This is a genomic window from Pseudomonas chlororaphis (assembly GCF_001921865.1).
Classification (GTDB): Bacteria; Pseudomonadota; Gammaproteobacteria; order Pseudomonadales; family Pseudomonadaceae; genus Aquipseudomonas; species Aquipseudomonas chlororaphis_D.
This window is the reverse complement of sequence record NZ_MSCT01000012.1, coordinates 26,352-49,608: the sequence shown is the minus strand read 5'-3', so window position 1 is coordinate 49,608 and position 23,257 is coordinate 26,352. Positions and strand designations below refer to the sequence as shown.

General features: G+C 64.0%; 20 protein-coding genes. 7 read left to right on the top strand and 13 right to left on the bottom strand.

Translation table 11 applies throughout. The features are described 5' to 3' along the window. The first annotated feature begins 42 nt into the window (after positions 1-42). On the top strand, positions 43-1,896 hold the full coding sequence (locus tag BTN82_RS15695; RefSeq protein WP_075120046.1) for a polyurethanase: 1,854 nt from the start codon (positions 43-45) through the stop codon (positions 1,894-1,896). Between the two features lie 117 nt (positions 1,897-2,013). On the opposite strand, the gene BTN82_RS15690 is transcribed toward BTN82_RS15695, so the two are convergent. Further along, on the bottom strand, positions 2,014-2,373 hold the full coding sequence (locus tag BTN82_RS15690) for a hypothetical protein (protein WP_148169568.1): 360 nt from the start codon (positions 2,371-2,373) through the stop codon (positions 2,014-2,016). Positions 2,374-2,688: 315 nt separating this feature from the next. On the opposite strand from BTN82_RS15690, the gene BTN82_RS15685 reads away from it, so the two are divergent. Beyond that, positions 2,689-3,111 (top strand): hypothetical protein, encoded by a 423-nt coding sequence (locus BTN82_RS15685; RefSeq protein ID WP_075120045.1) that lies wholly within the window; start codon positions 2,689-2,691, stop codon positions 3,109-3,111. Between the two features lie 20 nt (positions 3,112-3,131). On the opposite strand, the gene BTN82_RS15680 is transcribed toward BTN82_RS15685, so the two are convergent. After that, the gene (locus tag BTN82_RS15680) at positions 3,132-3,356 is read right to left on the bottom strand and encodes a YgdI/YgdR family lipoprotein (protein WP_075120044.1); all 225 of its coding nucleotides are present in this window, start codon (positions 3,354-3,356) and stop codon (positions 3,132-3,134) included. Positions 3,357-3,573: 217 nt separating this feature from the next. Here BTN82_RS15680 and BTN82_RS15675 point away from each other — a divergent pair, with 217 nt between their 5' ends. Both BTN82_RS15675 and BTN82_RS15670 read left to right on the top strand, forming a co-directional pair. Beyond that, positions 3,574-5,226 carry a VRR-NUC domain-containing protein gene (locus tag BTN82_RS15675; protein WP_075120043.1) on the top strand — a complete coding sequence of 551 codons (1,653 nt, stop codon included), beginning with the start codon at positions 3,574-3,576 and terminating at the stop codon, positions 5,224-5,226. Further along, complete coding sequence (locus BTN82_RS15670; RefSeq protein ID WP_075120042.1) at positions 5,223-7,511, top strand: ATP-dependent DNA helicase; 2,289 nt, start codon at positions 5,223-5,225, stop codon at positions 7,509-7,511. Before BTN82_RS15675 ends, BTN82_RS15670 begins: the two co-directional genes overlap by 4 nt. Here BTN82_RS15670 and BTN82_RS15665 read toward each other — a convergent pair. The 7 genes from BTN82_RS15665 to BTN82_RS15635 all read right to left on the bottom strand — a co-directional run bounded on the left by BTN82_RS15665 (position 7,496) and on the right by BTN82_RS15635 (position 18,194). Further along, positions 7,496-8,704, bottom strand: a complete 1,209-nt coding sequence (locus BTN82_RS15665) for a serine hydrolase domain-containing protein (protein ID WP_075120041.1) — start codon at positions 8,702-8,704, stop codon at positions 7,496-7,498. The genes BTN82_RS15670 and BTN82_RS15665 overlap by 16 nt on opposite strands. A gap of 35 nt (positions 8,705-8,739) precedes the next feature. Then, complete coding sequence (locus BTN82_RS15660; RefSeq protein WP_075120040.1) at positions 8,740-9,132, bottom strand: TIGR03067 domain-containing protein; 393 nt, start codon at positions 9,130-9,132, stop codon at positions 8,740-8,742. Between the two features lie 42 nt (positions 9,133-9,174). Next, positions 9,175-9,822, bottom strand: a complete 648-nt coding sequence (locus BTN82_RS15655; protein ID WP_075120039.1) for a response regulator — start codon at positions 9,820-9,822, stop codon at positions 9,175-9,177. A gap of 74 nt (positions 9,823-9,896) precedes the next feature. Next, complete coding sequence (locus tag BTN82_RS15650; RefSeq protein WP_075120038.1) at positions 9,897-13,115, bottom strand: hybrid sensor histidine kinase/response regulator; 3,219 nt, start codon at positions 13,113-13,115, stop codon at positions 9,897-9,899. A 105-nt stretch (positions 13,116-13,220) separates the two neighbouring features. Beyond that, a complete protein-coding gene (locus BTN82_RS15645; protein WP_075120037.1) occupies positions 13,221-14,411 on the bottom strand; it encodes an EAL domain-containing protein in 1,191 nt (396 codons plus the stop codon). Continuing rightward, positions 14,398-17,226 carry a response regulator gene (locus BTN82_RS15640; protein ID WP_075120036.1) on the bottom strand — a complete coding sequence of 943 codons (2,829 nt, stop codon included), beginning with the start codon at positions 17,224-17,226 and terminating at the stop codon, positions 14,398-14,400. Before BTN82_RS15640 ends, BTN82_RS15645 begins: the two co-directional genes overlap by 14 nt. 146 nt (positions 17,227-17,372) lie before the next feature. Beyond that, positions 17,373-18,194: an aldo/keto reductase gene (locus BTN82_RS15635; protein WP_075120035.1), complete on the bottom strand. Its 822-nt coding sequence runs from the start codon at positions 18,192-18,194 to the stop codon at positions 17,373-17,375. 207 nt (positions 18,195-18,401) lie between these two features. Here BTN82_RS15635 and BTN82_RS15630 point away from each other — a divergent pair, with 207 nt between their 5' ends. After that, positions 18,402-18,617, top strand: a complete 216-nt coding sequence (locus BTN82_RS15630; RefSeq protein ID WP_007929084.1) for a molybdopterin-binding protein — start codon at positions 18,402-18,404, stop codon at positions 18,615-18,617. A gap of 361 nt (positions 18,618-18,978) precedes the next feature. Next, positions 18,979-19,491, top strand: a complete 513-nt coding sequence (locus BTN82_RS15625) for a hypothetical protein (RefSeq protein WP_075120034.1) — start codon at positions 18,979-18,981, stop codon at positions 19,489-19,491. A 58-nt stretch (positions 19,492-19,549) separates the two neighbouring features. Here BTN82_RS15625 and BTN82_RS15620 read toward each other — a convergent pair whose 3' ends face one another. After that, a complete protein-coding gene (locus BTN82_RS15620; RefSeq protein ID WP_075120033.1) occupies positions 19,550-20,497 on the bottom strand; it encodes an AraC family transcriptional regulator in 948 nt (315 codons plus the stop codon). 123 nt (positions 20,498-20,620) lie between these two features. Here BTN82_RS15620 and BTN82_RS15615 point away from each other — a divergent pair, with 123 nt between their 5' ends. Next, entirely contained in the window at positions 20,621-21,577 is a 957-nt protein-coding gene (locus BTN82_RS15615; RefSeq protein ID WP_075120032.1) for an SDR family NAD(P)-dependent oxidoreductase, read from the top strand. Positions 21,578-21,616: 39 nt separating this feature from the next. Here the strand turns inward: BTN82_RS15615 and BTN82_RS15610 are convergent, their stop codons facing one another. From BTN82_RS15610 to BTN82_RS15605, 3 genes are all read right to left on the bottom strand, one after another. Next, positions 21,617-22,207, bottom strand: a complete 591-nt coding sequence (locus BTN82_RS15610; RefSeq protein ID WP_410002814.1) for a helix-turn-helix domain-containing protein — start codon at positions 22,205-22,207, stop codon at positions 21,617-21,619. 53 nt (positions 22,208-22,260) lie between these two features. After that, on the bottom strand, positions 22,261-22,422 hold the full coding sequence (locus tag BTN82_RS31355) for a hypothetical protein (protein WP_186828400.1): 162 nt from the start codon (positions 22,420-22,422) through the stop codon (positions 22,261-22,263). A 119-nt stretch (positions 22,423-22,541) separates the two neighbouring features. Continuing rightward, positions 22,542-23,255 carry an ABC transporter ATP-binding protein gene (locus BTN82_RS15605; protein ID WP_075120030.1) on the bottom strand — a complete coding sequence of 238 codons (714 nt, stop codon included), beginning with the start codon at positions 23,253-23,255 and terminating at the stop codon, positions 22,542-22,544. Positions 23,256-23,257: the final 2 nt, after the last annotated feature.

Genomic DNA, 23,257 nt, shown 5'->3' with positions numbered 1-23,257 from the left:
GTGAGCTATCTCGGACAAGTTCAACAACAGAGAGGCAATACCATGGGTGTGTATGACTACAAAAACCTCGGCACAGAAGATTCCAAGGCGCTGTTTAGCGATGCGCTGGCGATCACGCTGTATTCCTACCACAACCTCGACAACGGCTTTGCCGCTGGCTACAAGGACTACGGTTTCGGCCTGGGCCTGCCGGCCACGCTGGTGACGGCGCTGATCGGCAGCGGCAGTTCGCAAGGGGTAATTCCCGGGGTGCCCTGGAACCCCGACTCGGAAAAGGCCGCGCTGGACGCGGTGCAAAAGGCCGGCTGGACGCCGATCGGCGCCTCCCAGCTGGGCTACGACGGCAAGACCGACTTCAGGGGCACCTACTACGGGGAGAAAGCCGGCTACACCACGGCCCAGGCCGAAGTCCTCGGCAAGTACGACGACCAGGGCCACCTGACCTCTATCGGCATCGCCTTTCGCGGCACCAGCGGACCTCGCGAATCGCTGATCAGCGACTCCATCGGCGATGTGATCAACGACCTGCTGGCGGCATTCGGGCCCAAGGACTATGCGAAAAACTACACCGGCGAAGCCTTCGGCACGCTGCTTGCCGATGTCGCGGCCTTCGCCCAGGCCAACGGCCTGACGGGCAAGGACATCCTGGTCAGCGGCCATAGCCTGGGCGGCCTGGCGGTCAACAGCCTGGCGGACCTGAGCGGCGATCGCTGGTCGGGCTTCTACCAGGACTCCAACTATATTGCCTACGCCTCGCCGACCCAGAGCGCGGGGGACAAGGTGCTGAACGTCGGCTACGAGCAAGACCCGGTGTTCCGCGCCCTCGACGGCTCTGCGTTCAACCTGGCGTCCCTCGGCGTGCATGACACGGTGCAGGATTCGGCGACCAACAACATCGTCAGCTTCAACGACTATTACGCCTCGGATGCCTGGAACCTGCTGCCGTTCTCCATCCTCAACATCCCGACCTGGGTCACCCACCTGCCCACCGGCTACGGCGACGGCATGACGCGGATTCTCGAGTCGAAGTTCTACGACCTGACGAGCAAGGACTCGACCATCATCGTCGCCAACCTGTCGGACCCGGCGCGGGCCAGCACCTGGGTCCAGGACCTCAACCGCAACGCCGAGCCCCACAAGGGCAGCACCTTCATCATCGGCACCGACAGCAACGACCTGATCCAGGGCGGCCGGGGCAACGACTACCTGGAAGGCCGCGCCGGCAACGACACCTTCCGCGACGCCGGCGGCTACAACATCCTGCTCGGCGGCGCTGGCAACAACACCCTGGACCTGCAGCAGTCGGTGAAGAACTTCAGCTTCGCCAACGACGGCGCCGGCACCCTGTACGTGCGCGATGCCAACGGCGGCATCAGCATCACCCGCGACATTGGTGCGATCGCCAGCAAGGAGCCGGGTTTCCTCTGGGGCCTGTTCAAGAACGACGTGACCCACAGCGTCACCGACAAGGGCCTGCTGGCGGGCAGCAGCCTGACCGCGTATGCCTCGTCGGTGAAGGGCGACGCCGCGGCCAATACCCTGACCGCCCACGCGAGCGGCGACTGGCTGTTCGGCCTGGACGGCGACGACCACCTGATCGGCGGCAAGGGCAACGATGTGCTGGTGGGCGGCGCGGGCAACGACCTGCTGCAAGGAGGCGGCGGCAGCAATACCTTCCTGTTCAGCGGCGCTTTCGGCCAGGACCGCGTGCTGGGTTACCAGAGCAGCGACAAACTGGTGTTCCTCGGGGTCGAAGGCGTCGGCGCCGATGCCAGCTACCAGGCCCATGCCAGCACCGTGGGCAACGATACCTTGCTGACCTTCGGCGGCGATTCGGTGACCCTGGTAGGGGTCGGCCTGGACAGCCTCAACGGGGCGAATATCACCATCGCCTGACGGCTGGCCGCGCGAGGCGGCGATCGAGCCTCGCGCGGTCGGTATCTTTGTACTTCACCTCAGGGAAAAACCCCGCGGGCCTTGCTCGCGGCGTACTGGCGCCTGCCTGTAGGCGGGCTATTGATAGGCGATGACGATGCCCTTGAGCTTGCGCCCTTCGATGGTCTGGATATCCCGGTCCCACAGCGGACCGCTGACATAGGCCGAGACCGGCTGGATCTTGTCGTAGACCACGACCACCGCGTCGCCGCCGATCTTCGCCGCTTCCTCGCGCAACTTCTGCTCGATCTGCGCCACGGGCGGCGCCGGTTCGACGCTGGAGTCCAGCACCACTTCGCCCAGGCGCACATGGGGGCGGGTCGGTTCGCTGCGTAGCACCTGCACGGATGCGGGCGAGGTCGGCGCGGCGTGAGGCACGCCGACGTATTCGGTGGTTCGGGCGTCGAGGTTGGCACAGCCGGCCAGGCCCGCCGTCATCCAGATCAATGCCAGGGCCTTGAGGCCCAGGGGAGCGGTTTTGCCGGTGTGCGATGGTCGCGAAGGGTGTTCGAACATGACGACTCCTTGTGAAGGGCCGGCCGATAGTCACCGCGAAGGTGACCCGCGGCCGCGCAAATGGCTCCAATAACCGAGCAGGGCTGTGCGCGCCTTGGGCCGCGTAGCCGCTGTCGGCTATGAGCATAGTCAAGATGTTCTATTGGGCGAGGGCCTTCGACGGCGACTAAAGTGCCGCGCAGGTCATGCGTCGATCAGACAAACGCGGTTCCATCCGTAGAGCGGGAGAAAGGCAAGGTGAACAAGAAGCAGAGGTATGGCGTCGGCCTGGTGCTGGCCCTGGCGGCGGTCGGTGCGATGGCCGAGGATTTGCCGCAGCAGTCGATTCTGCATCGTTACGGCGTGACCCCCGACCAGTTGCCGCTCGAGGCGCCCGGCAAGGCGCCGGAACCCGAGCCGCAGAGCCTGTTCAAGATCCCGGCCGAGGGCGCTGGCAACAGCCTTTACCATGTCGACCCGAATCGTCCGGGGGCGAACGTGACGCGGGGGGACGGAAACGAGCCTGAAAGCACCGGCAATATCAGTATCGATAATGCCGCGGCCCGGGAGTTCGAGCGCTGCCAGCAAGTGCGCAGCCAACTGCAGAAGCGCGGGGAGCAGCGATATATTTCCTGCGATAACAGCGTGCCGGGGCAAAGCGCGACGCCCTGGTCACGCTGAGGGCGATTGGAACCGGTGGTTCAGTCCTCGCGGCGGACGGTGGCGACATCGGCCGCCTTGACGCGGATTTTCTTGCCGGCAATGTCCTCGAATTCGTAGAACCCGTCATCGGTCTTGGCGTTAGGCATGTCCTTGGTCAGGTATTGCGTACCGTTCTGCAGCGTCACCACGGTCGGCGAGGCACAGCCGCCCAAGGCCAGGAAGGCGACAACGGCCAACGGCAGGCCCAGGTATTTGACGTTCATAGACAAACCTCTCTTCATCAATCTGTGAGTCCACCCATGATTGGCGGCTCGCGACTATACGGCTATCCGCCCTTGGTGTAATTAACCGCGGGAAAGTTCTGCGCTACGACAAAAAAAACCTGCAACGCCACTTATCCAATTGTATTTGCCAGGGCTGGGCGGCAACTGTTATCTGTATGCATAACCAGTATCCTTCTTTTTGCGGCGCGCTTGTCCTGTGACTTCCAACCCTCTGGAAAACCCTCTTTATTACCTGCACAACTTTCAGCAGGTGCTGGCGTGGCTCGCGCTGCGTTATGCCGATGTGCTGTCGCCCGAAGAGCACGGCTTCATCGACGACTTCTCGACCCTCGGCCAGCCCTCCCAGGCGTTGCTGGTGCGGATGATCATGCGCAAGGGCTGCCATTTTCGCACGAGCCGGCTGGCCTATGGGGAAATCGGCGAGACCCGCGCGGCGCTTGCGCCCCTGGTGCGCCTGGGCTGGGTCGACGAGCAGGCGCCCCTGACCCTGGAAGCGCTGTTCGGCCTGTTGCAGAAGGCGGAAATCCTTCACTGTTTCGGCGCTGCGATCGAGCAGCCGAAGGCCCGTAAATCCGACTGGCTGGAGGCCCTGGCCGCGAACTTCGACGAGCCGCGAAGCCTGGACCAATGGTGCCCCGGGCTGGCCGACGGGGTGTGCAGCCTGACGGTCATGTCGCTGTGCGACCGCCTGCGCCTGATGTTCTTCGGCAACCTGTACCAGGACTGGTCGGAGTTCGTCCTCGCCGACCTGGGCATCTTCACCTACGAGAAGGTCGAGTTTCGCGACGACGCCCGCGCCTTACGCAGCCGCGCCGACGTCGAGGCCATTGTGTACCTGGAAGACTGCCGGCAGCGCTTCGAAAGCGGCGAGGCCCTGGACGAGGTGCTGGCCCGCCTCCAGGCGTTCGCCAGCGACAACCCCTGGCTGCAGCGCCGCCGGGGTAAACTGCTGTTCCTGATCGGGCAGCACTGCGAGCGGCTCGCCGAATGGCCGCTGGCGATAGCCGTCTACCAGGCCTGTGCCTACCCCGGGGCGCGGATGCGCCTGATCCGCGTGCTGGAGCGCAGCGGCGACTATTCCCAGGCGCTGGCCCTGGCCGAAGAGGCGGCGCAGGCCCCGCAGAGCGCTGCCGAGCAGCAACAGTTGCTGCGGGTGCTGCCCAGGCTGCGGCGCAAGCTGGGCGGCCCGGCCGTGCCGCGCGGCGCCGCCGGGCCGATGGTGCGCCTGGACCTCTGCCTGCCGCGGACCGATCCGCAGCTGTCGGTGGAATACCACGTCCAGGCCCATTTCCACGAAGCGCAGGCGCCGGTGCATTACGTGGAGAACAGCCTGATCAACTCATTGTTCGGGCTGCTCTGCTGGCCGGCGATCTTCGCGCCGTTGCCGGGGGCGTTTTTCCACCCGTTCCAGCGCGGGCCGGCCGACCTGTTGAGCGAGGATTTCCACGCCCGTCGCGCCGAGCTGTTCCAGGCCTGCCTGGCGGAACTGGATGACGGCCGCTATGCGCAGACCATCCGCCAGCGCTACCTCGACAAGTGGGGCGTGCAATCGCCTTTCGTATTCTGGGGCGCTTTGAGCGAAGCGTTGCTGGAGCAGGCGCTGGACTGCCTGCCGGCCGAACACCTGCGGCATTGGTTCGACCGGCTGTTGCAGGACATCAAGGCCAACCGCGCCGGCATGCCGGACCTGATCCAGTTCTGGCCGCAACAGAAAACCTACCGGATGATCGAGGTCAAGGGCCCGGGCGACCGCCTGCAGGACAACCAGCTGCGCTGGCTGGAGTTCTGCCGGCAGCACCAGATGCCGGTGGCGGTGTGCTACGTGCAATGGGCGGAGCCGCAGGCGTGAGCTACCGCATCGCGGTCCGCGCGCTGTGCGAGTTCACCGCCAAGGCCGGCGACCTCGACCTGCGTTTCACCCCGTCGCCCACCGCGCTGGAAGGCATCCAGGGCCATCGCACCGTGGCGGCGCGGCGCAGCTCGACCTATCGCAGCGAAGTCGCCCTGGAAGGCGTCTTCGGCGCCTTGACGGTCAAGGGCAGGGCGGACGGCTACGACCCGGACGCCAACCTGCTGGAGGAGGTCAAGACCTACCGCGGCGACCTCGAACGCATGCCGGCCAACCACCGCCAGCTGCATTGGGCCCAGGCCAAGGTCTATGGCTGGCTGCTGTGCCAGCAGTTGCAACTGAACAAGGTGCGCCTGGCGCTGGTGTATTTCGACATCCTCAGCGAACGCGAGACGTCGCTGGTGGAGGAGCACGAGGCCCCGGTCCTGGAGCAGTTCTTCAACCGCCAATGCAGCCTGTTCCTGCAATGGGCGGAGCAGGAGCTGGCCCATCGCACCCGGCGCGACCGGGCGCTGGCGGCGCTGGGTTTTCCCCATGCCGAATTTCGCCCCGGGCAGCGCCGGCTGGCCGAGTCGGTGTACAAGGCGGCGAGCACCGGGCGCTGCCTGATGGCCCAGGCGCCGACCGGGATCGGCAAGACCCTGGGCACGCTGTTCCCGATGTTCAAGGCCATGCCGACCCGGCAGTTGGACAAGCTGTTCTTCCTGACCGCCAAGACGCCGGGGCGCCAGTTGGCGCTGGATAGCGCCAAGGTGCTGTTCGAGCGCACCCCGGAGCTGGCGCTGCGGGTGCTGGAACTGGTGGCCCGGGACAAGGCCTGCGAGCACCCGGACCTGGCCTGTCACGGCGAGTCCTGCCCGTTGGCCAGGGGCTTCTACGACCGCCTGCCGGCAGCGCGCGAGGCGGCGAGCCGGGTGGCGTTACTGGATCAGCAGGCGCTGGCCGCCATTGCCCGCGAGCATGGCGTGTGCCCGTATTACTTGAGCCAGGAAATGGCCCGCTGGAGCGATCTGCTGGTGGCGGACTACAACTATTACTTCGACTTCAGCGCCTTGTTGTTCGGCCTGGCCCAGGCCAACCAGTGGCAGGTCGCGGTGCTGGTGGACGAAGCGCACAACCTGGTGGAGCGCGGACGCTCGATGTACAGCGCCAGCCTCGACCAGTACCAGTTGCGCAGCGTGCGCCAGGCCGCGCCGCAGGCCTTGAAGAAACCCCTGCAGCGGCTCAACCGGGAATGGAATGCGCTGCATAAGGAGCAAGTGCGTCCCTACCAGGCCTATGAGCAGGCGCCGGCGCCGTTGCTCAAGGCACTGTCGCTGTGCCTTTCGGCGATCGGCGACTACCTCAACGATCACCCGCAAGGCCTGGACAGCGGCTTGCAGGGGTTCTATTTCGACGCGTTGCAGTTCGCCCGGGTGGCCGAGCTGTTCGACGGGCAGTTCCTGTTCGATATCAGCAAGCGCGAGCTCGACGCCCGGCGCAGTCTGTCCGAATTGTGTCTGCGCAACGTGGTGCCGGCCGGGTTCCTGGCGCCGCGCCTGAGCGCGGCACGCAGCACGGTGCTGTTCTCGGCGACGCTCAACCCCTGGCATTACTACCGCGACCTGCTGGGGCTGCCGGACAACACGGTGTGGATGGAGGTCGAGTCGCCGTTCAGCGCCGCGCAACTGGAGGTGCGGATCGTCAGCCGGATTTCCACGCGGTATGTCCATCGCCAGGCGTCGCTGGCGCCGATCGTCGAGCTGATCGCCGCCCAGTTCCGCCAGCGTCCGGGCAACTACCTGGCCTTTTTCAGCAGCTTCGATTATCTGCAACAGGTGGCCGAGCGGCTGGCTGTGCAGCACCCGGACATCCCGCTGTGGCAGCAGTCCCGCGGCATGGACGAAGGGCAGCGCCAGGCCTTTCTCGAACGCTTCGCGGTCGATGGCCGGGGCGTCGGGTTCGCCGTGTTGGGCGGGGCGTTTGGCGAAGGCATCGACCTGCCGGGCTCGCGCCTGATCGGCGCCTTTATCGCTACCCTGGGCCTGGCCCAGTTGAACCCGGTCAACGAGCAGATGAAGCAGCGCATGGCGGCGATTTTTGGCGCCGGCTACGACTACACCTACCTGTACCCCGGCCTGCAGAAAGTCGTGCAGGCCGCGGGCCGGGTGATCCGCAGCCAGCAGGACCGCGGCGTGGTGATGCTGATCGACGACCGTTTCGCCGAACCCCGGGTCCGGCAATTGCTGCCGGGCTGGTGGGCGCTCGACGGTCCGCGCGCCGAGGGGCTTCAGGGCGCCGGGTAGGCGGCGTCGCGGACCTCCTGGGTGAAGGCCCCCGACATGCCCTCGAAGGTGGTGTTGGTCAGGGCCACCACGGTCAGCCTGGCCTGGGGGTCGACAAACCAGCTATGGCCATAGACGCCGCCCCATTGCAGGGTGCCTTTGGACTGCGGGGTGCCGGCCAGGGCCGGGTCGTCGAGGACCGCCCAACCGTAGCCGAAACCCCAGCCCGGGCCCTGGGTCTGCGCCTGGGCGCCAACCTGATCGGTCATCATCGCCTGCACGCTGGCCTGGGAAAGAATGGCCCCGCCGCCCTGGCGCAAGGTGTCGAGAAAACGCGCCACGTCGTCGGCGGTTCCGGCCATGCCGGCGCCGCCCGAGGGGTAGGAGCGCGGGTCGAAAATCCGCGGGAGGGAGAACAGCGTGGTGCTGTCGCCGGTGCGGATCGCGGTCTCGTCCTGCATCCGGCTCGGTTGCGGGCGGTCGTCGCGGTAGGCGGCGCCAAGGCGGGCAGGGTCTTTGACCGTGAACGCGGTGTCGTGCATGTCCAGGGGGCCGGTCACGCGTTCTTCGGTCAGGGCCGGCAGGCTCTTGCCGCTGGCTTTTTCCAGCACCGCGCCGAGCACGTCGAGGGCCAGCGAGTAGCGCCACTGAGTGCCCGGCGGATAGCTCAAGGGCACGCTGGCGATACGTTCCAGGTTGTCTTCCAGGCGCATGCCCGGTTCGGCCAGGCCATCGGAAACGCCCGCCGTGCGATACGGCCCGTGCTCGGCTTCGAGAAAACCGTAGCTCAGGCCGGCGCTGTGGGTCAGCAACTGCTTGAGGGTGATCGGCGGCTGGCTGCCGTCGGCCAGCCTGGGGCGAAAGTCCGGCAGCCAGCGGGTGACCGGGTCCTCCAGGGACAGCGTGCCCTGTTCCACCAGGCTCATGACGACCGCAGAGACGATCGGCTTGGTGATGGAGGCCAGGCGCAGGACGGTGTCCTCGGTCATTGGCCGGGCTGCCTCGCGGTCGGCGAAACCGCCGGCGCGCCGGTAGACCACCTGGCCGTCGCGCATCACCACGACCACCGTACCGACGATCCGCTGCTCGGCGATGGCCCGTTCGATGACCCGGTCCATACGAGCGCCGAGTTCCTCGTCCGGGGTGGCGGCGCCGGCCAACGAAGCGCCGAGCGTGGCGGCGAGGGTAACGAGACTTTTTGGGGGGAGATGCATGAGCCTGACCTCTATAGAGAGTGCCGCCCGGCAGGTCAATCCTGCGCCGCGCGGATAAACCGGCGCAGGGTCTGGCCTGGCCCGGTGCGGAACTGAGTGGGCCTGGGCTGGCCTTCATCCGCGGCGATAAACACGAAGTGATCGCCTTCCAGCTGATAGCTGGCGGGCAGGTACTTGCCCACGTCGGCGCCGATGGAATCGACCCAGGTAATGGATTTGGGCGTGGTACTGGTATCGAGGGTAAAGCGGCCGGCCAGCAACAGCTCGCCTTCCAGGGTCATGACGCGGAACCCTTGCCCCTGGATCAGGGTAAGGGCTCCGGGGGCGCCATGTTCGTCGGGTGGGTTGCTGACCCCATTGTCCTCGAGTTCGACCTGTTCCCAGGCGCCTTGGAGTCGTTGCAGGTCGAGCAGGTCGTCGGGGCTCATTGCTGGGCGGGCCTTGGGGCGTGATGGGGTGAGGGCAGGGGATCAGTTGAAGACATTGCGCCCGATGCAGTAGGTCAGCAGGTCCTGGTCGCTTTCGACTTCCAGCTTGCGCATGGCGGAAATCTTCTGCGCGCTGATGGTCTTTGAGCTGCGGTTCTGGCTTCGGGCGATGTCGCTGACGCTCTTGCCGGAAACGAACAGGCGCAATATTTCAAACTCCTTGGGCGAGAGCATGGAAATCCGGTCGTCGATGCTGGCGTTGGACTCGATGACCGAGCTCGGCGCAGGTTCAAGGCTCTGGTAGGAGCCGCGCTCGACAATGGTCTTGAGCGCCACCTGGATTTCGTTGTGCAACTGGCTTTTCTGGATGACCCCGACCACCCCCAATTCGTGCAGACGAGTGAGGATCAACTGGTTGGAAATCATGGTCAGGATCAGTATTTGCAGGCGTGGGAAGTGCCGCTTCAGGTACTCCACCAACTTGAGACCGTCGCCGTAAGGCGAGTCGTCGGGCATGTTGTAGTCGGTGATGACGATGTCGACCGGCTGCTGTTCGAGCAACTCGATCAGGCCTTGTGAATTGACGGCTTCGCCCACCACTTCAAAATTCGTTTCTCGCTCCATCAACTCGCGAACGCCGAGGAGAACAATCGGGTGATCGTCGGCGATGACTACTTTAAGTTTTTCCATGGCAAGCCACTCGTAATACGCTCGTTGGTGATGCTGAAGAGTAAGGGATTGCGTTCATTAAATCTTGTAGAGCCTTATTCAAGTGCATTCAGGATATCGCTCAAACGCTGGATCAGTCCTTCCACTTCCACGACCACGGAGGGAGTGATTGCGCTTTGCAGTATCTGTGATTCTTGCTCGGCGCAGGTTTTGGCCAGCGTCGTCATCTGCACCGCTCCCAGCGCCCCGGCGGCACTGTGCAGCCGTTCGGCGAGCCTCTTGGCATCGTTGGCTTGCAGGGCGTCCGTCACGTGACGGATGTCCTGGCGCATGGTGCTGATGAACAGCTCGCGCATCTTCGGCGACAGCTCGATCATCGTATCGTCGGGTGCAGGGGCAGGCGTGCTCTGGATCATGGGGCGCGGTTCCTGGGGCGGCGTGCTGGCGCACAGTTTCGACAGGTAGTGATGCAGGGTCTGCAGGCTCAGCGGCTTGACGATCCAGGCATTCATCCCCACGGCCAGGCAGCGGGCGCCTTCCTCGCGCATGGCATTGGCGGTGACGCCGATGATGGGGATCTGCCGGTCCCGTTCGCGCAGGGCCTGGGTCAGTTCGTAGCCGTTGCGCAGCGGCATGTTCACATCGGTCAGCACCAGGTCGAACACCTGCGGTTGCCAGAGCTGCAAGGCTTCCTCGCCGTTGGAGGCAGTGGTCACCGTGCAGCCCAGGGCTTCGAGCTGCTCCTTGATGATCGCCTGATTGACCGGGTTGTCCTCGGCCACGAGGATATGCAGGCCGAGCTGGCCGGCCGGGCGGGCCTCGAGGCTTGGCGGCGCGATGGACTTGCCGTGCAGGGTCAGCGAAACGACCCTGGCGATGGCCCGCACATCATGGGCGTCCACCTGATGATCGGCGGGTGTCGCTTGGGTCGGCCGATGATCGCCAGCCGTGCACAGGACGCGCGGCCCGGCCCAGGCGAGCGAGGCGTCGCCGGGCAGGACATCCACCAGCAGGGCGTTTTGCCGCGACTCTTCGACAAAGCCCGGTAGCGGCTTAGCGACGATGCCGAGGCGATTGAGCCAGTCGCAGGTGCTTTGCGCCAGCTCCGCGGCGGGCGCCCGGACATACACCGCCTGGGTCGTGGGCAGGATCTCGTCGCAGCCGGCCAAGGTTCCCGGGAGTGTCTTCAGTTTCAGCTGGAGCGAGAAACTGCTGCCCAGACCGGGTTCGCTGACCACGCGTATTTGGCCGTCCATCATTTCCGCCAACCAGCGGCAGATCGCCAGTCCGAGGCCGGCGCCGGCTTCGCTGGACGCGTCGCGCACCTGATAAAAAGTGTCGAACAACCGCTCCTGCTGCTCGGGCGAAATCCCGATGCCGGAGTCGGTGACCTGCCATTCCACGCTGGCCCGGCCATCCACGCAGTGCACCAGCCGGGCACGCAGCACGACGCGCCCGGCGTCGGTGAACTTGATCGCGTTGCTCACCAGGTTATTGAGGATCTGCCGGATCCTGGTCGGATCGCCCAGCAGCAGGTCGGGCAGCGCCGCATCGACGCAGGCGTACAGCAGGAGACCCTTTTGCTCGGCGAAGGCCGCGTAGGTGTGCAGGGTGTCTTCGATCATCTGCAGCGGGCAGAACTCGGTGGACTCGATATCCATCTGCCCTGATTCGATCTTGGAAATGTCCAGGACGTCGCTGATCAGCTGGAACAGGGTGGTCGAGGAGCGCTGGATGGTTTGCAGGTGCGTGCGTTGCTGGGTATCCAGGCGCGTCAGCCCGAGCAGCTCCAGGGTGCCGAGTACGCCGTACAGCGGGGTGCGTATTTCGTGGCTCATGGTGGCGAGGAACAACGTCTTGGCCTTGTTCGCCGCATCGGCGGCGAGCCTGGCCTGTTCCAGCACCGCGGCGTCCTCGACATGGCTGGTCACGTCGTTGAAGGCGCAGAGCAGGGCATCCTCGCCCTGGTAGCGAGTCGGCACGAAACCGACCTGCAGGTGAGTGCCGTCGATGTCCAGCTGGGTTTCGCCGCTGCCGTCGGGGGATTGCTGGCGGGTGAACAGCGGCCTCAGGCGCTTAATGCTGCCTTGCCACTGCTGGGCCTTCTGGTTTGCCAGGAGCACCTTGAAGTCTGCGCGGCGGACCACACAGAGTCCGATTGGCGCGCTATCAATCACCACGCGGCTGAACGCCTCGCTTTCGACCAGGCGCTGATGGGCATTGTAGGCGGGGGTGACGACTCGGGATCGGTACCAGCGGCTGAGCCGCCAGCCGCCGACGATCAGGCCGATGAGCAGCATCAGCAGGGCCAGCATGGGCCACAGGGTGTACTGGAAGTAACTCTTGAAACTGACGGTATAGAGGGCGCTCCAGGCTTCACCGGTCTTGTTCGATACCTTGAAGACCAGGCCGTCGCGGGTGAGGTTGAGTCCTTCGTGCAGGCCAGGGGCCGGTGCCAAGCCGACCAGGACCTTGCCGGTAGGGGCGATAAGGGTGAAATGGTCGTACATCGACCAGGCCATGACCCGGTCGATGTTATTGAGCTGGTCCATGTTCAGCAGCGAGGCGATCCCGACCCGGTCGCTGGCCCCCTGGATAGGCAGTAGTTCCGGGGGCAGGGGAACGGTGACGAAGGCCATCAGTTGGGTGGCGGCGCCACTTTGCCGGGGAGTATCGATGGGCTCCCAGCGGATCACCCCGTCGGCCTGTTCCGTACTATTGGCCATCAGCCGCTTCTGCAGTTGCCGAGTGAAGGGCTGGTTGGACGGCGCGACTTTCCACAGGCTGCGCGGCGACTGCCCGGCCGCGGGCACGACAATGCTGAAGTTGTCTTCGGCATTGAACAGGAAAACCTGGGGAGCCTGATAGTGGGAGATGGCCCAGAAGGCGCCGTAGAAGTCCACCAGGTGGCTGCCCAGGGAGAGTAGTTTGGGCAATTGGTCGGGGGCGATTTTCGACGCAGGGGCATTGAAACTGAAGGGGATGGAGAAGGGGAACTCCCGACCTTCATAAACATCCGGGCCAAATTCGGGCAGTTTTTTCTGCAGGTAGAAGCGATTGTTGTCGACTCTTACCTTATCCGTGGCACCTTTTCCGATCAGTTTCCCGAGAAAGATCTCGTGTTCCTGGATACCCCCCATCATCCGGGTGAAGTGAAAGTCGAAGGTGCCGTACTGTTCGTCGACCAGCTTGCGGGTCGACCAGTAGCTGATGCCGATCAGCAGCAACGTCAGTACCAGAAAGGCCAGCAACCCCCGGTTCAGGCGAATCGAGCTTCTCGTCAGGTTTTCGAGAAGCGTTTCCTTATGGTTCATCACTGATATCCAAAAACAGGGTAAAGGTCGAAGCCTTGAGGATTTTACCTTTAATCAAAGAGTTGTCAGTGATGAGCGGTATTCAGGTGCAAACGCTCCATGGGATCAGTAGCCGGCGGCCGGTCCGTCGTTGACCAGCAATTGCTGAAACTGCTCGGAAGGCACCGCGCGCGAGATCAGGAAACCCTGCACCTGGCTGCAATCGATCTTGCGCAACAGGGCCAACTCCTCGGCGCTCTCCACGCCCTCGGCCACCACAGTCAACCCGAGTTGGCGGCCCAGCGCGATGATACTGGTCAACGCTTTGGTCAGTTCTTCGCTGGCGTGGCAGCCCTGGACCAGGGCGCGGTCGATCTTGAGCTCGGTAAAGGGCGTCGAGACCAGGTTCATGTAGGAACTGTAGCCCTTGCCGAAATCGTCCTGGGACAGGCCGAACCCCTTGATGCGCAAGCGACAGGCGCCGGCGTAGAAGTTGCTGATGTCCTGGGGCACCGAGCATTCCATGAGTTCGAAACAGATCTGCGCCGGGACGCCCTGGTGTTGCAGGACAAAGTCGAGCAGGCGATCCGCCAGGTCGTGGCTATTGAGCAGGTGGGTCGGCAGGTTGATCGATACCGGAATGTCGTAGTCCTGCTGGCGCCAGCGCGCCTGGGCCTGGATCGCCTGGCGCAGTACCAGCCAGAGCAGTTCCTCCTCGAGGTCGAATGACTTGAGCGCGTGCAGGAAACTATTGGGCAGCAGCATGCCGCGGGTCGGATGCATCCAGCGCACCAGCGCTTCGGCCGCGACGATACGGCCGTTGAACAACGATTTTTTCGGCTGGAACCACGCCTCGAACTGTTCTTCCTGGAGGGCCTTGGTCAGCGTCGCGAGGTTGAGCATCGAAGCTGGCAGGGGCGCGGGAGAGTGGGGTTGCGCGTCGCCCAACTGCCGGGTCAGGGTTTGCAGGGCGGCCAGGTTCACCGGTTTGGAGATCAGCCCGACGACCTTCACCCCCAGGTTCTTGGCCACCAGACTGGCGCTCATCAGCATGCGTCGCGAAGCCGAGCTCATGATCGCCAGGGCCGGCCGCGAGTGCAGGGCGGCGAGCCGCTGGATGAACTGCACGCCATCCATGCCCGGCATCATCAGGTCGGTGAGCACCAGATCGAACTTGCGCCACTTCAAGCGCTCCAGTGCCTCCTCACCATCCCGTGCACCCTCCAGGTAATAGGGGCCCAGCTCACCGAACAGGTGCTGCAGGTACATGTGCTGGAAGGGATGGTCTTCAACGATCAATATGCTACAGGGCTTCATGCTTCGCTCTTTCATAGGGCGCTAGGTAATTGAACAGGGCGCGTAGTGCAAAAGGTTTGACCAGGCAATGGTTCATCCCGGCCGCCAGGCATTGTTCTTCTTCTCCACGCATTGCGTTGGCCGTGGCGCCGATGATCGGGGTCGAACAGCCACGGCGGCGTAGTTCCTTGGCCAGTTCATAGCCATTCATCACGGGCATGTTGACGTCGGTCAGCACCAGGTCGAAGCGCTCGGGGTTCCACATCGACAGGGCTTCCTCGCCGTTCGAGGCCAGTTCCACGCTGCAACCCAGTTCTTCCAGCTGGTCCCTGAGGATCAGTTGGTTGATGACGTTGTCTTCGGCCACCAGGACGTTCAACTGCAAGGGTTTCAACGCCCAGTGCTCGCTGTGGTTCTCGGTTTTGGCCACCCAGAGCCCCTGGGCCTGGCTGACCGCCTGATGAATGGAACGCAGGTGATTGAGGTTCACATGCCAGCCTCCGGCGAGAGGCTGTGGTTCGTTGTTGCCAGTGCCGGTTGCGAGGATCAGCGGGCCGGACCAATCGGGTTGCAGGCGCTGTTCGAGCTCGCCGGGGTGAATCTCGATCAGCAGGCTGTCGCTGGTCGGGCCGATTTTCGAGGGATGGCAGATCTGCACCCGCGCGCCCCACTGGCGCAGCCAGCCGCCGATGGATTCCGCCAGTTCGCGGACGGTGGACATCACATAGATGGTTTCCGGCAGCAGTTGGGTGCCCGGCAAGGACACCGGTGCGTCGATCGCGGCTTCCAGGGGCAGGGTGAGGGAGAAGCTGCTGCCCAGCCCCAGTTCGCTGACCATGCGCAGGCTGCCGTTCATCAATTGGGTAAGGCGTTGGCAGATCGGCAGGCCGAGGCCGGTGCCGGCCACCACGTTGGTATTGCCGCCGGTCTGGTAGAAGGGCTCGAAGATCATCGGCTGGTGATCCTGGGCGATGCCTTTGCCGGTGTCGGACACCTGCCACATGATGCTGGAGCGTTCGCCGTCGCGGCTCAGCAGGCTGACCCGCAGGACGATGCGCCCGAAGTCGGTGAACTTGACCGCGTTGTTCAACAGGTTGCCGAGGATCTGGCGGATCCGCGTGACGTCGCCGATCAGCCGCTCGGGGATTTGCGGGTCCACGCAGGAATAGAGCAGCAAGCCCTTGTTCGAGGCCGCCGCGGCATAGCCCTGGACCAGCTCGTGGACCAGGTCCAGCGGCGAGAACTCGTTCAGCTCCAGGGCCAGTTGCCCGGCTTCGATTTTCGAGACGTCCAGCACGTCGCAGATCAGTTGCAGCAGGGTCGAGGAGGAACACTCGATGGCGCGCAGGTAGTCGCGCTGCTGCAGGTCGAGCTGGGTGCGGGCGAGCAGTTCCAGGGTACCCAGCACGCCGTAGAGCGGTGTGCGTATCTCATGGCTCATGGTGGCCAGGAACAGGGTCTTCGCTTCGTTGGCGGCGTCGGCCATCTGCCGGGCTTCTTCCAGCGCGGCCTCGACCTGTTTGCGCGCGCTGATGTCGCTGAAGGCGCAGAACAGGACATCCTCGCCCTTGTATCGAGTGGGCGCGGAACTCAGGTAGAGATGACGGCCGTCGGCGGTCTCGAAGTAGTCGAAACGGTTCGGCTCGTGGCTCTTGAAGGCTTGCTGGATCCAGCCGGCGCAGAGGATGTCCCGTTCGATGCCGTCGCCCAGCCATTGCTGCGCCAGGGTATTTTCCAGGACCACCTGGCCGTCGGTGCGACGCAGCACGCACAGCGCCACGGGCGCGGTCTGGATCACGTCGCGACTGAACAGCTCGCTTTCCACCAGGGCCTGGATCCGGCTTAGCGCGGGGGTGATGAAGCGGTGCTCGATGCGCCGGGTCAGCAGGCAGATCAGGCTGATACTGAACAGGCAGAACACCAGCGCACCGGCCAACTGCGGCCACAGGGCCATCAGCAAGGCGTGCAGGCTGAAGGAGTAGACCAGATGCCAGTCGGAGGTCATCAGTTGCTTGCGGATCACCAGGTGATCGGGCCACCAGCCGCTGCCGACGAAGCCGAAGAAGTTGTTCCCCTGTAACTGCTGCAGGGCCTGGCCCAGGCGCCCGGCCGGAGTATTGGTGAACAGCAGGGCGCCTTCGGAGTTGAACATCATGAACTCGCCGGCGCTCTGGTCGCTCAAGGCCGTGAGCACTTCGCGGCCGTCCATTTCCAGGCCCAGCCAGCCGGAGTCCGCGCTGTTTCTATCGAGACGCATGAAGATGTACAGCTGTGATGTCTGGGTGGACGGGTCGGTAAGCCACAGCTCGTTGGCATCCGGGTACCCGCCGTGCTTGAGGGTCTCGAGCTTTTCGAGGATGGCGCGGGGGAAGCTCGGGATACTGGCGCTGCTGCTGTACAGGCGCGTGACCTTGGCCTGGGGACCGGGGGTCACATACAGCAGGCTGAGCTGCTTGGTCTTGAAGTATTCGCGCATGCGCTGGCTCAGCCAGATGCTCCACGGGTCTGCGCCGTCGCCCAGCTGCAGGTTGAGTTCTTCGCTGGAGGGACGGTAGATCAGGACCTGGGCCTGCTTGGACTTGCGCACGGCGGTGAGGCTGAGGCTTTCCAGCAACGCTTCGCGGCTGGTGAAAAAGGTCTGGGCTTCGGCGATGGCGCTGCTCATGTAGCCGCGGCGCCGCGAGATGTCGTTGCTGAGGGTGGAATTGAGGAAGTTGTAGACGGCGCCGAGGATGCCCACCAAAAGAATGAGCGCAAAAAGACGCAGCAACCTGCTGGCGGCTTCTGGGCTGGAAAAGAGGGGACTGATCTGATGAAGGTAGGTCTTTAATCTCATTGACCCACTCTAATGAAGCCTTCAAAAATCCGGGATAGGACGATCCTTAAAGTCGGTCATATTTCATCTTTTCCAGGCGGCGCCCTGTCGTCGGGGCCGGCCCGCAGGCCGCGTCCCAGACAGGGCGTCGTTCGCGAGGGACGACTTCAGACCATCGCCAGGCGCTGCTTGTGCAGCGGTGCAGGAAAGGCCAGGTCGATGGCGGCCAGATCGTCGCCGTCGAGGTGCAATTCGCCGGCTTCGGCGTTCAGCCGCACGTGCTCGGGATGCACCGCCTTGGGGATGGCGATCACCCCTTGTTGGCGCAAGACCCAGGCCAGGGAAACCTGGGCCGTGGTCGCGCCATGGCGCTCGGCGATCCGCGTCAGCGTGGGGTGGCGCAGCAGCTTGCCGGCCTGGGCGATCGGGCAGTAGGCCATGAGTGGCAGGCGCTGTTGTTGGGCGGCGGGCAGCAGGTCGAATTCGATGCCCCGTTGTTCGATGTTGTACAGCACCTGGTTGGTGGCGCAGGCCGGGCTTGCCAGCTCCCCAAGATCGTCGAGGTCGAAGTTGGACACGCCCCAGCGGCCGATCTTGCCGTCTTCGCGCAAGCGCTCGAAGGCTTCCACGGTTTCCTCGAGAGGGAACTGGCCGCGCCAGTGCAACAGATAAAGGTCGATGAAGTCGGTGTCCAGGCGCCGCAGGCTGCGTTCGCAGGCTTGCGGAATGCCTTTGCGGCTGGCGTTGTGCGGGTACACCTTGCTGACCAGGAACACCCGGTCGCGCTGGCCGGCGATGGCGGCGCCGACCACTTCTTCCGCGGCGCCTTCGGCATACATTTCGGCAGTGTCGATAAGGTTCATGCCCCGTTCGATACCTGCTTGCAGCGCGGCAATCTCGGCTTTGCGCTGGTGGCGTTCCTCGCCCATGCGCCAGGTGCCCTGGCCAATCACCGGGACGGGCACGCCCGCCAGATCGAGTGTTCGCATGACAATCTCCTGAAAGGGTTGCGAGGGCCAAGAAAAGCAAAGCCGTGGTTGGCGGTCAAGGCGGCGAAGGGCGAAGCAATACCTTTTATATTTCCATATGGAATAAATTAACCACTATTTATTCCTTTTAATGTCTTTCACCAGCGTGCACCTTAGAGCCCTGCACGGCGATGCGCCTGTGCCCACCCCAGACAGGAAGGCTCCATCATGACCATCAAGGCAATCAACGTTCGCAACCAGTTCAAGGGCATCATCAAGGAGATCCACGAAGGCCAGGTGGTTTCGGAAGTCGATGTGCAGACCGCTTCAGGCATCGTCACCTCGGTCATCACCACGCGTTCGGTGCGTGACCTGGAGCTCAAGGTCGGCAGCGAAGTCATCGCTTTCGTCAAATCCACCGAAGTGTCGATCGCCAAGCTCTGAGGCCGGCGCTGCTTTGTCTTGCGCGGCCACCCGCAATCCTCGCCGTCCAGGCTCGGAGGCGGGTGGCAAGGCGTCTTCGCTGAGAAAAAACGCCGCGCTTTAGAATGATTATTTCCTTGGGTTATTGAATGCGCCGATTCGCGCATATCCATCGCGACGGAAAACACGTTGCCGTGGGTCTTTCTTCCGTCATCGAATCCATCCGGCTGCTTGAGCGGAAAATCCCGTCTGAGCGGCTGCGCTGAAGCTGCCCCGGCAGCCGCCGTTGCTGCTCGATCGGCCTCTTGTGCGGCGCGCGCCACTCCCTAGAATCCGCCCCATCCGCGTCGTCCAACTATCGAATCGCTTAGGGAGTTTCACCATGATGAATGCCATGCAGATGCAAATGCCGATGAACGCCAACATGCCGATGATGCCGATGATGGGCATGCCGATGATGATGGCGACCATGAGCTGCGAAATGATGGACGACGGCATGCTGTGCAAGATGATGCCGGCCGCGGGCATGGACATGGCCATGTTCAAGAACAGCGCGCAAATGATGCAGATGATGATGGACTGCGGCATGCCGATGATGATGCATTGCGCCAACATGAGCATGATGTGCATGTCCCGGGCGAGCATGGCCATGCCGATGATGGGCGCCATGATGCCGATGCCGATGATGATGGGCATGCCGATGCCGTCGATGAAGTGCGTGATGGAATGCACCCTCGAGGCCGATTGCATGATGTGCAAGATCATGCCGATGGCCGGCATGAACATGGACATGATGAAAAACTGCTGCGCGCTGATGATGAAAATGATGAACGACTGCGCCATGCCGATGATGATGAGCTGCAACGGCATGCCGATGATGTGCTGCACCTGCTGATCGTTCGCAGCGGCACTCAAGAAGCCCGGCCGGGATGATCCCGCCGGGCTTTTTCATTTCAGGCGTCGACCCGGGCGGCGGATTCGGCCTGGGCGACGACGGCCCTTGCGCGCTCCCGGTAGACGCGGGGCGAGCACTTGATGATGCGCTTGAAGGCATTGCTGAACGCGCTGTCGGACTCGTAGCCCAGGGCCTGGGCGATCGAAGAAACCGTCAGGCGGGTGTTGCGCAGGGAGCGGGTCGCCAGCTGCATGCGCCAACGCAGCACGTACTCCAGGGGCGAAAAACCGGCGGCCTGTTTGAAGCGCAATGCCAGGGTCGAGCGCGAGACTCCGGCCACGTCGGCCAGGGCCTCGACCGTCCAGCGTCGGGCGGGGTGGGCGTGAATGGCCTGGATCGCGGCGCCGATGCGCGGTTCGGACAAGGCCGAGAGCCAGCCTGGCGTCGTCGCTGCTTCCTGCTCCAGGTACATTCGCAGTACTTGCACCAGCATGATGTGGCCCAGGTGCTGGACCATCAGGGCGCCGCCGGGGGACGGGGTGCAGAGTTCGTGGGCCAGGCGCTGCAAGGCCCAGCGCAGTACGGACGCCTGATCCGAATCGCTCTTGATGACCGCCACCGGCGGCAGGCTGTCGAACAGCAGCTCGGCTTCGTCGCCAAAGGCGAAGCGCCCGCCGACCAGGAAGCAGTCGTCAGCGCTGCCGCAGTGGGCCACGCCGTTGACCGCGTGCCGATAGATCTCTTCGGACTCGAGCGCGGGCAGCGAAAGATCGCTGCCGATCAAGAGCGGACGCCCGCGGGACAACAGGAAGCAGTCGCCGGCCTGCAGCCTGATCGGCCGATCTTCTCCTTCCACGGCCAGCCAGCAAGCGCCCCGGACCAATACGTTGAACTTCTCGCCTTGCGGCGCAGGAAAGCGTACGGCCCAGTCGCCGCCGGCTTTCAAACCGCCGAAAAAGGAGTGCTGGCTGCTGAGTTGGGTGAGGACTTCTGATAGGGGGTCCATGGCTGAAACCGGACGATCTCGATAGAAAATAGGATGCCGTTGCATTCACGGTCCGGCATTGGGCTCGCAGAATGAAAGCGCTTCACGTTGGCAGCCTGCTTTCCATTCGTAAAGGAGATTCCGATGACGGCTAGACAGACTCCCGTTCACTCCGGCTTCGGCGCCGCCTCGACGGCATCCGAGGTCCTCGACGGTATCGATCTTTCCGGAGCCACGGCCCTGGTAACGGGCGGGCATTCCGGCCTGGGCCTGGAAACCACCCGGGCGCTGGCCGGCGCCGGGGCACGGGTGATCGTGGCGGCCCGCGACCGCCGTGCCGCCCTGGCCCAGGTCGCAGGTTTGGCCAATGTCGAGGTCCTCGGGCTGGACCTGGCCGACCTGGCGAGCGTCGAGGACTTCTCGCAAACGCTCCTGGCGAGGGGCACCCACCTGGACATCTTGATCGGCAACGCCGGCGTCATGGCCTGCCCCGAAACCCGCGTGGGCCCTGGTTGGGAGGCACAGTTCGCAACCAATCACCTGGGCCACCATGCGCTGGTCAACCGGCTCTGGCCGGCGTTGCAAGGCGGTGCCCGGGTGGTGATGGTGTCTTCTGCGGGGCATCACACCTGCGCCATTCGCTGGGACGACCCGCAGTTCGATCGGGGCTACGACAAGTGGCTCGCCTACGGCCAGTCGAAAACCGCCAACGCGCTGTTCGCCGTGCACCTGGACCGGCTGGGGCGCGGGCAAGGCGTGCGGGCGTTCTCCCTGCACCCGGGGATGATCGCCACGCCGCTGCAACGTCACTTGCCCAGGGAGGAGATGTTCGCCTTGGGCTGGATAGACGCCGAGGGCAAACCGGCGAACCCAGCCTTCAAGAACACCCGCCAAGGCGCCGCCACGCAGGTGTGGGCCGCGACATCGCCGACGCTGGATGGCTTGGGGGGCTTGTATTGCGAAGACTGCGAAGTGGCCAGGGTCGACGAGGGCCAACCGTTGTCATTCGTGGGGGTAAAACCTCATGCCATCGATCCGCAGCAGGCCGAACGTCTCTGGAGCCTGTCGGCGCGGCTTACCCAAGTGGACGCCTTTTCATGAGCGCGCCACGCCGGCCGTGCCGTTGCTCAGTGTCGGTATTCAGTCCAGGCGTTCCGGGTAGGTCACCACCAGGTAGGCCACGGCCTCGCTGTCGGCCGGGTTGCGGTAGCGGTGCGGCTGGTCGGCGTAGAACAGGATCGAGTCGCCGGTGGAGAGCAGGTAGCGTTCTTCGTTGACGCTGATTTCCAGCACGCCCTGGGCCACCACCAGGTTTTCCTGCACCCCCGGCCCGTGTCCTTCGGACTGGTCTTCGCCGAGCGCGCTCAGGCGCAGTTCGTAGAATTCCGACTGGCGCGCCACGTCGAAGGGGAAGAGGGCGCGGCTGACAAAGGCGCCGCTGGCGCTGACCAGGCGTTTGCTCTGGCTCGACGGCAGGAGCGCAACGCCTTCGAAGGCGCGGTGTTCGAGAAAGGCCGCGACCGACACCTTCAGGCCCTTGGCGATCTTGCACAGCACCTTGATCGACGGCACGCTGCGCCCGGATTCGATCTGCGCCAGCATCGCCCGGCTGACCCCGCACTGGCGGGCCAGGCCATCCAGGGAAAGATGACGTTTGCTGCGCAGGCGTTGCAGGTTCTGCGCGACCCGCTGGCTGATCGGGTCTTCTTCCTGGCTTTCCAGAGGGGTCAAATCCAGGCCGGGTTCGTCGGCGCTCGCCAGAAAGCGCGAGGGTTCCTGGACGCTCACGCGTGGCGCGTCCCGGTCGGCTGGGCCGCCTGAACCCACTGGAACGCCTGGTAACCGGCATTGCGCGCGTACATTTCCCACATGGCCCGGGCCAGTTGCTGAGCCTGTTTGCGTTTGCGGAACTGGGCGAAGTCGATCACGTTGTCGGTCGGTTTCATAAGGCACTTCACTGTCGTGGCCAAGGGCGGGATGGGTTGAGAGTACGTGGTTATTTTTATAACCATAAATACTGATTATTTATTTATTAATTCCTTTAGGTTCTTTTGTTCGCAGCCGTTCAAATCACGTGGGCGCGCTGCAATTCGGTCAGTGACTGCGCCTTGAGCTGGGCCAGCAACGGGTCGCGACGGTCCCGCGGATGGTCCAGGCGCACCGCCAGTTCCTGGCGAATGCTGCTGGGGCGGTTGCCCATCACCAGCACCCGGTCGCTCAGGTACAGCGCCTCGTCGACGTCGTGGGTCACCAGCAGCAGGGCGATGGCGTGCCGCTCGGCCAATTGCAGCAGCAGGTCCTGCAGTTTCATTCGGGTAAAGGCGTCCACCGCGCTGAAGGGTTCGTCGAGCAGCAACACGTGTGGGCGCGAGTACAGGCCGCGGGCAATCGCCACCCGCTGCGCCATGCCGCCGGACAGCGCCTTGGGCAGGGCCTGGGCGAAGCCGGCCAGGCCGACTTCCTCGATCAGTTGCCCGACCCAGGCCCGGTCGTAATGGCCGTCGTCGCTGAAGCCGATGTTCTGTTCCACCGTCAGCCAGGGCATCAGCCGCGGCTCCTGGAAGACAAAAGCCAGTTGCTCGGTGTGGCTGAGCAGTTGCCCGGCGAAGTCTTTCTCCAGGCCGGCGACGATGCGCAGCAAGGTGCTTTTGCCGCAGCCACTGGGGCCCAGCAGGCTGACGGTTTCCCGCGGGTGCAATTGCAGGTGGATGGCGTCGAGGACGGTGGTGGCGGCGAACGCCTTGCGCTCGACGCGGATATCCAGCAGGGCCTGGCTCATGG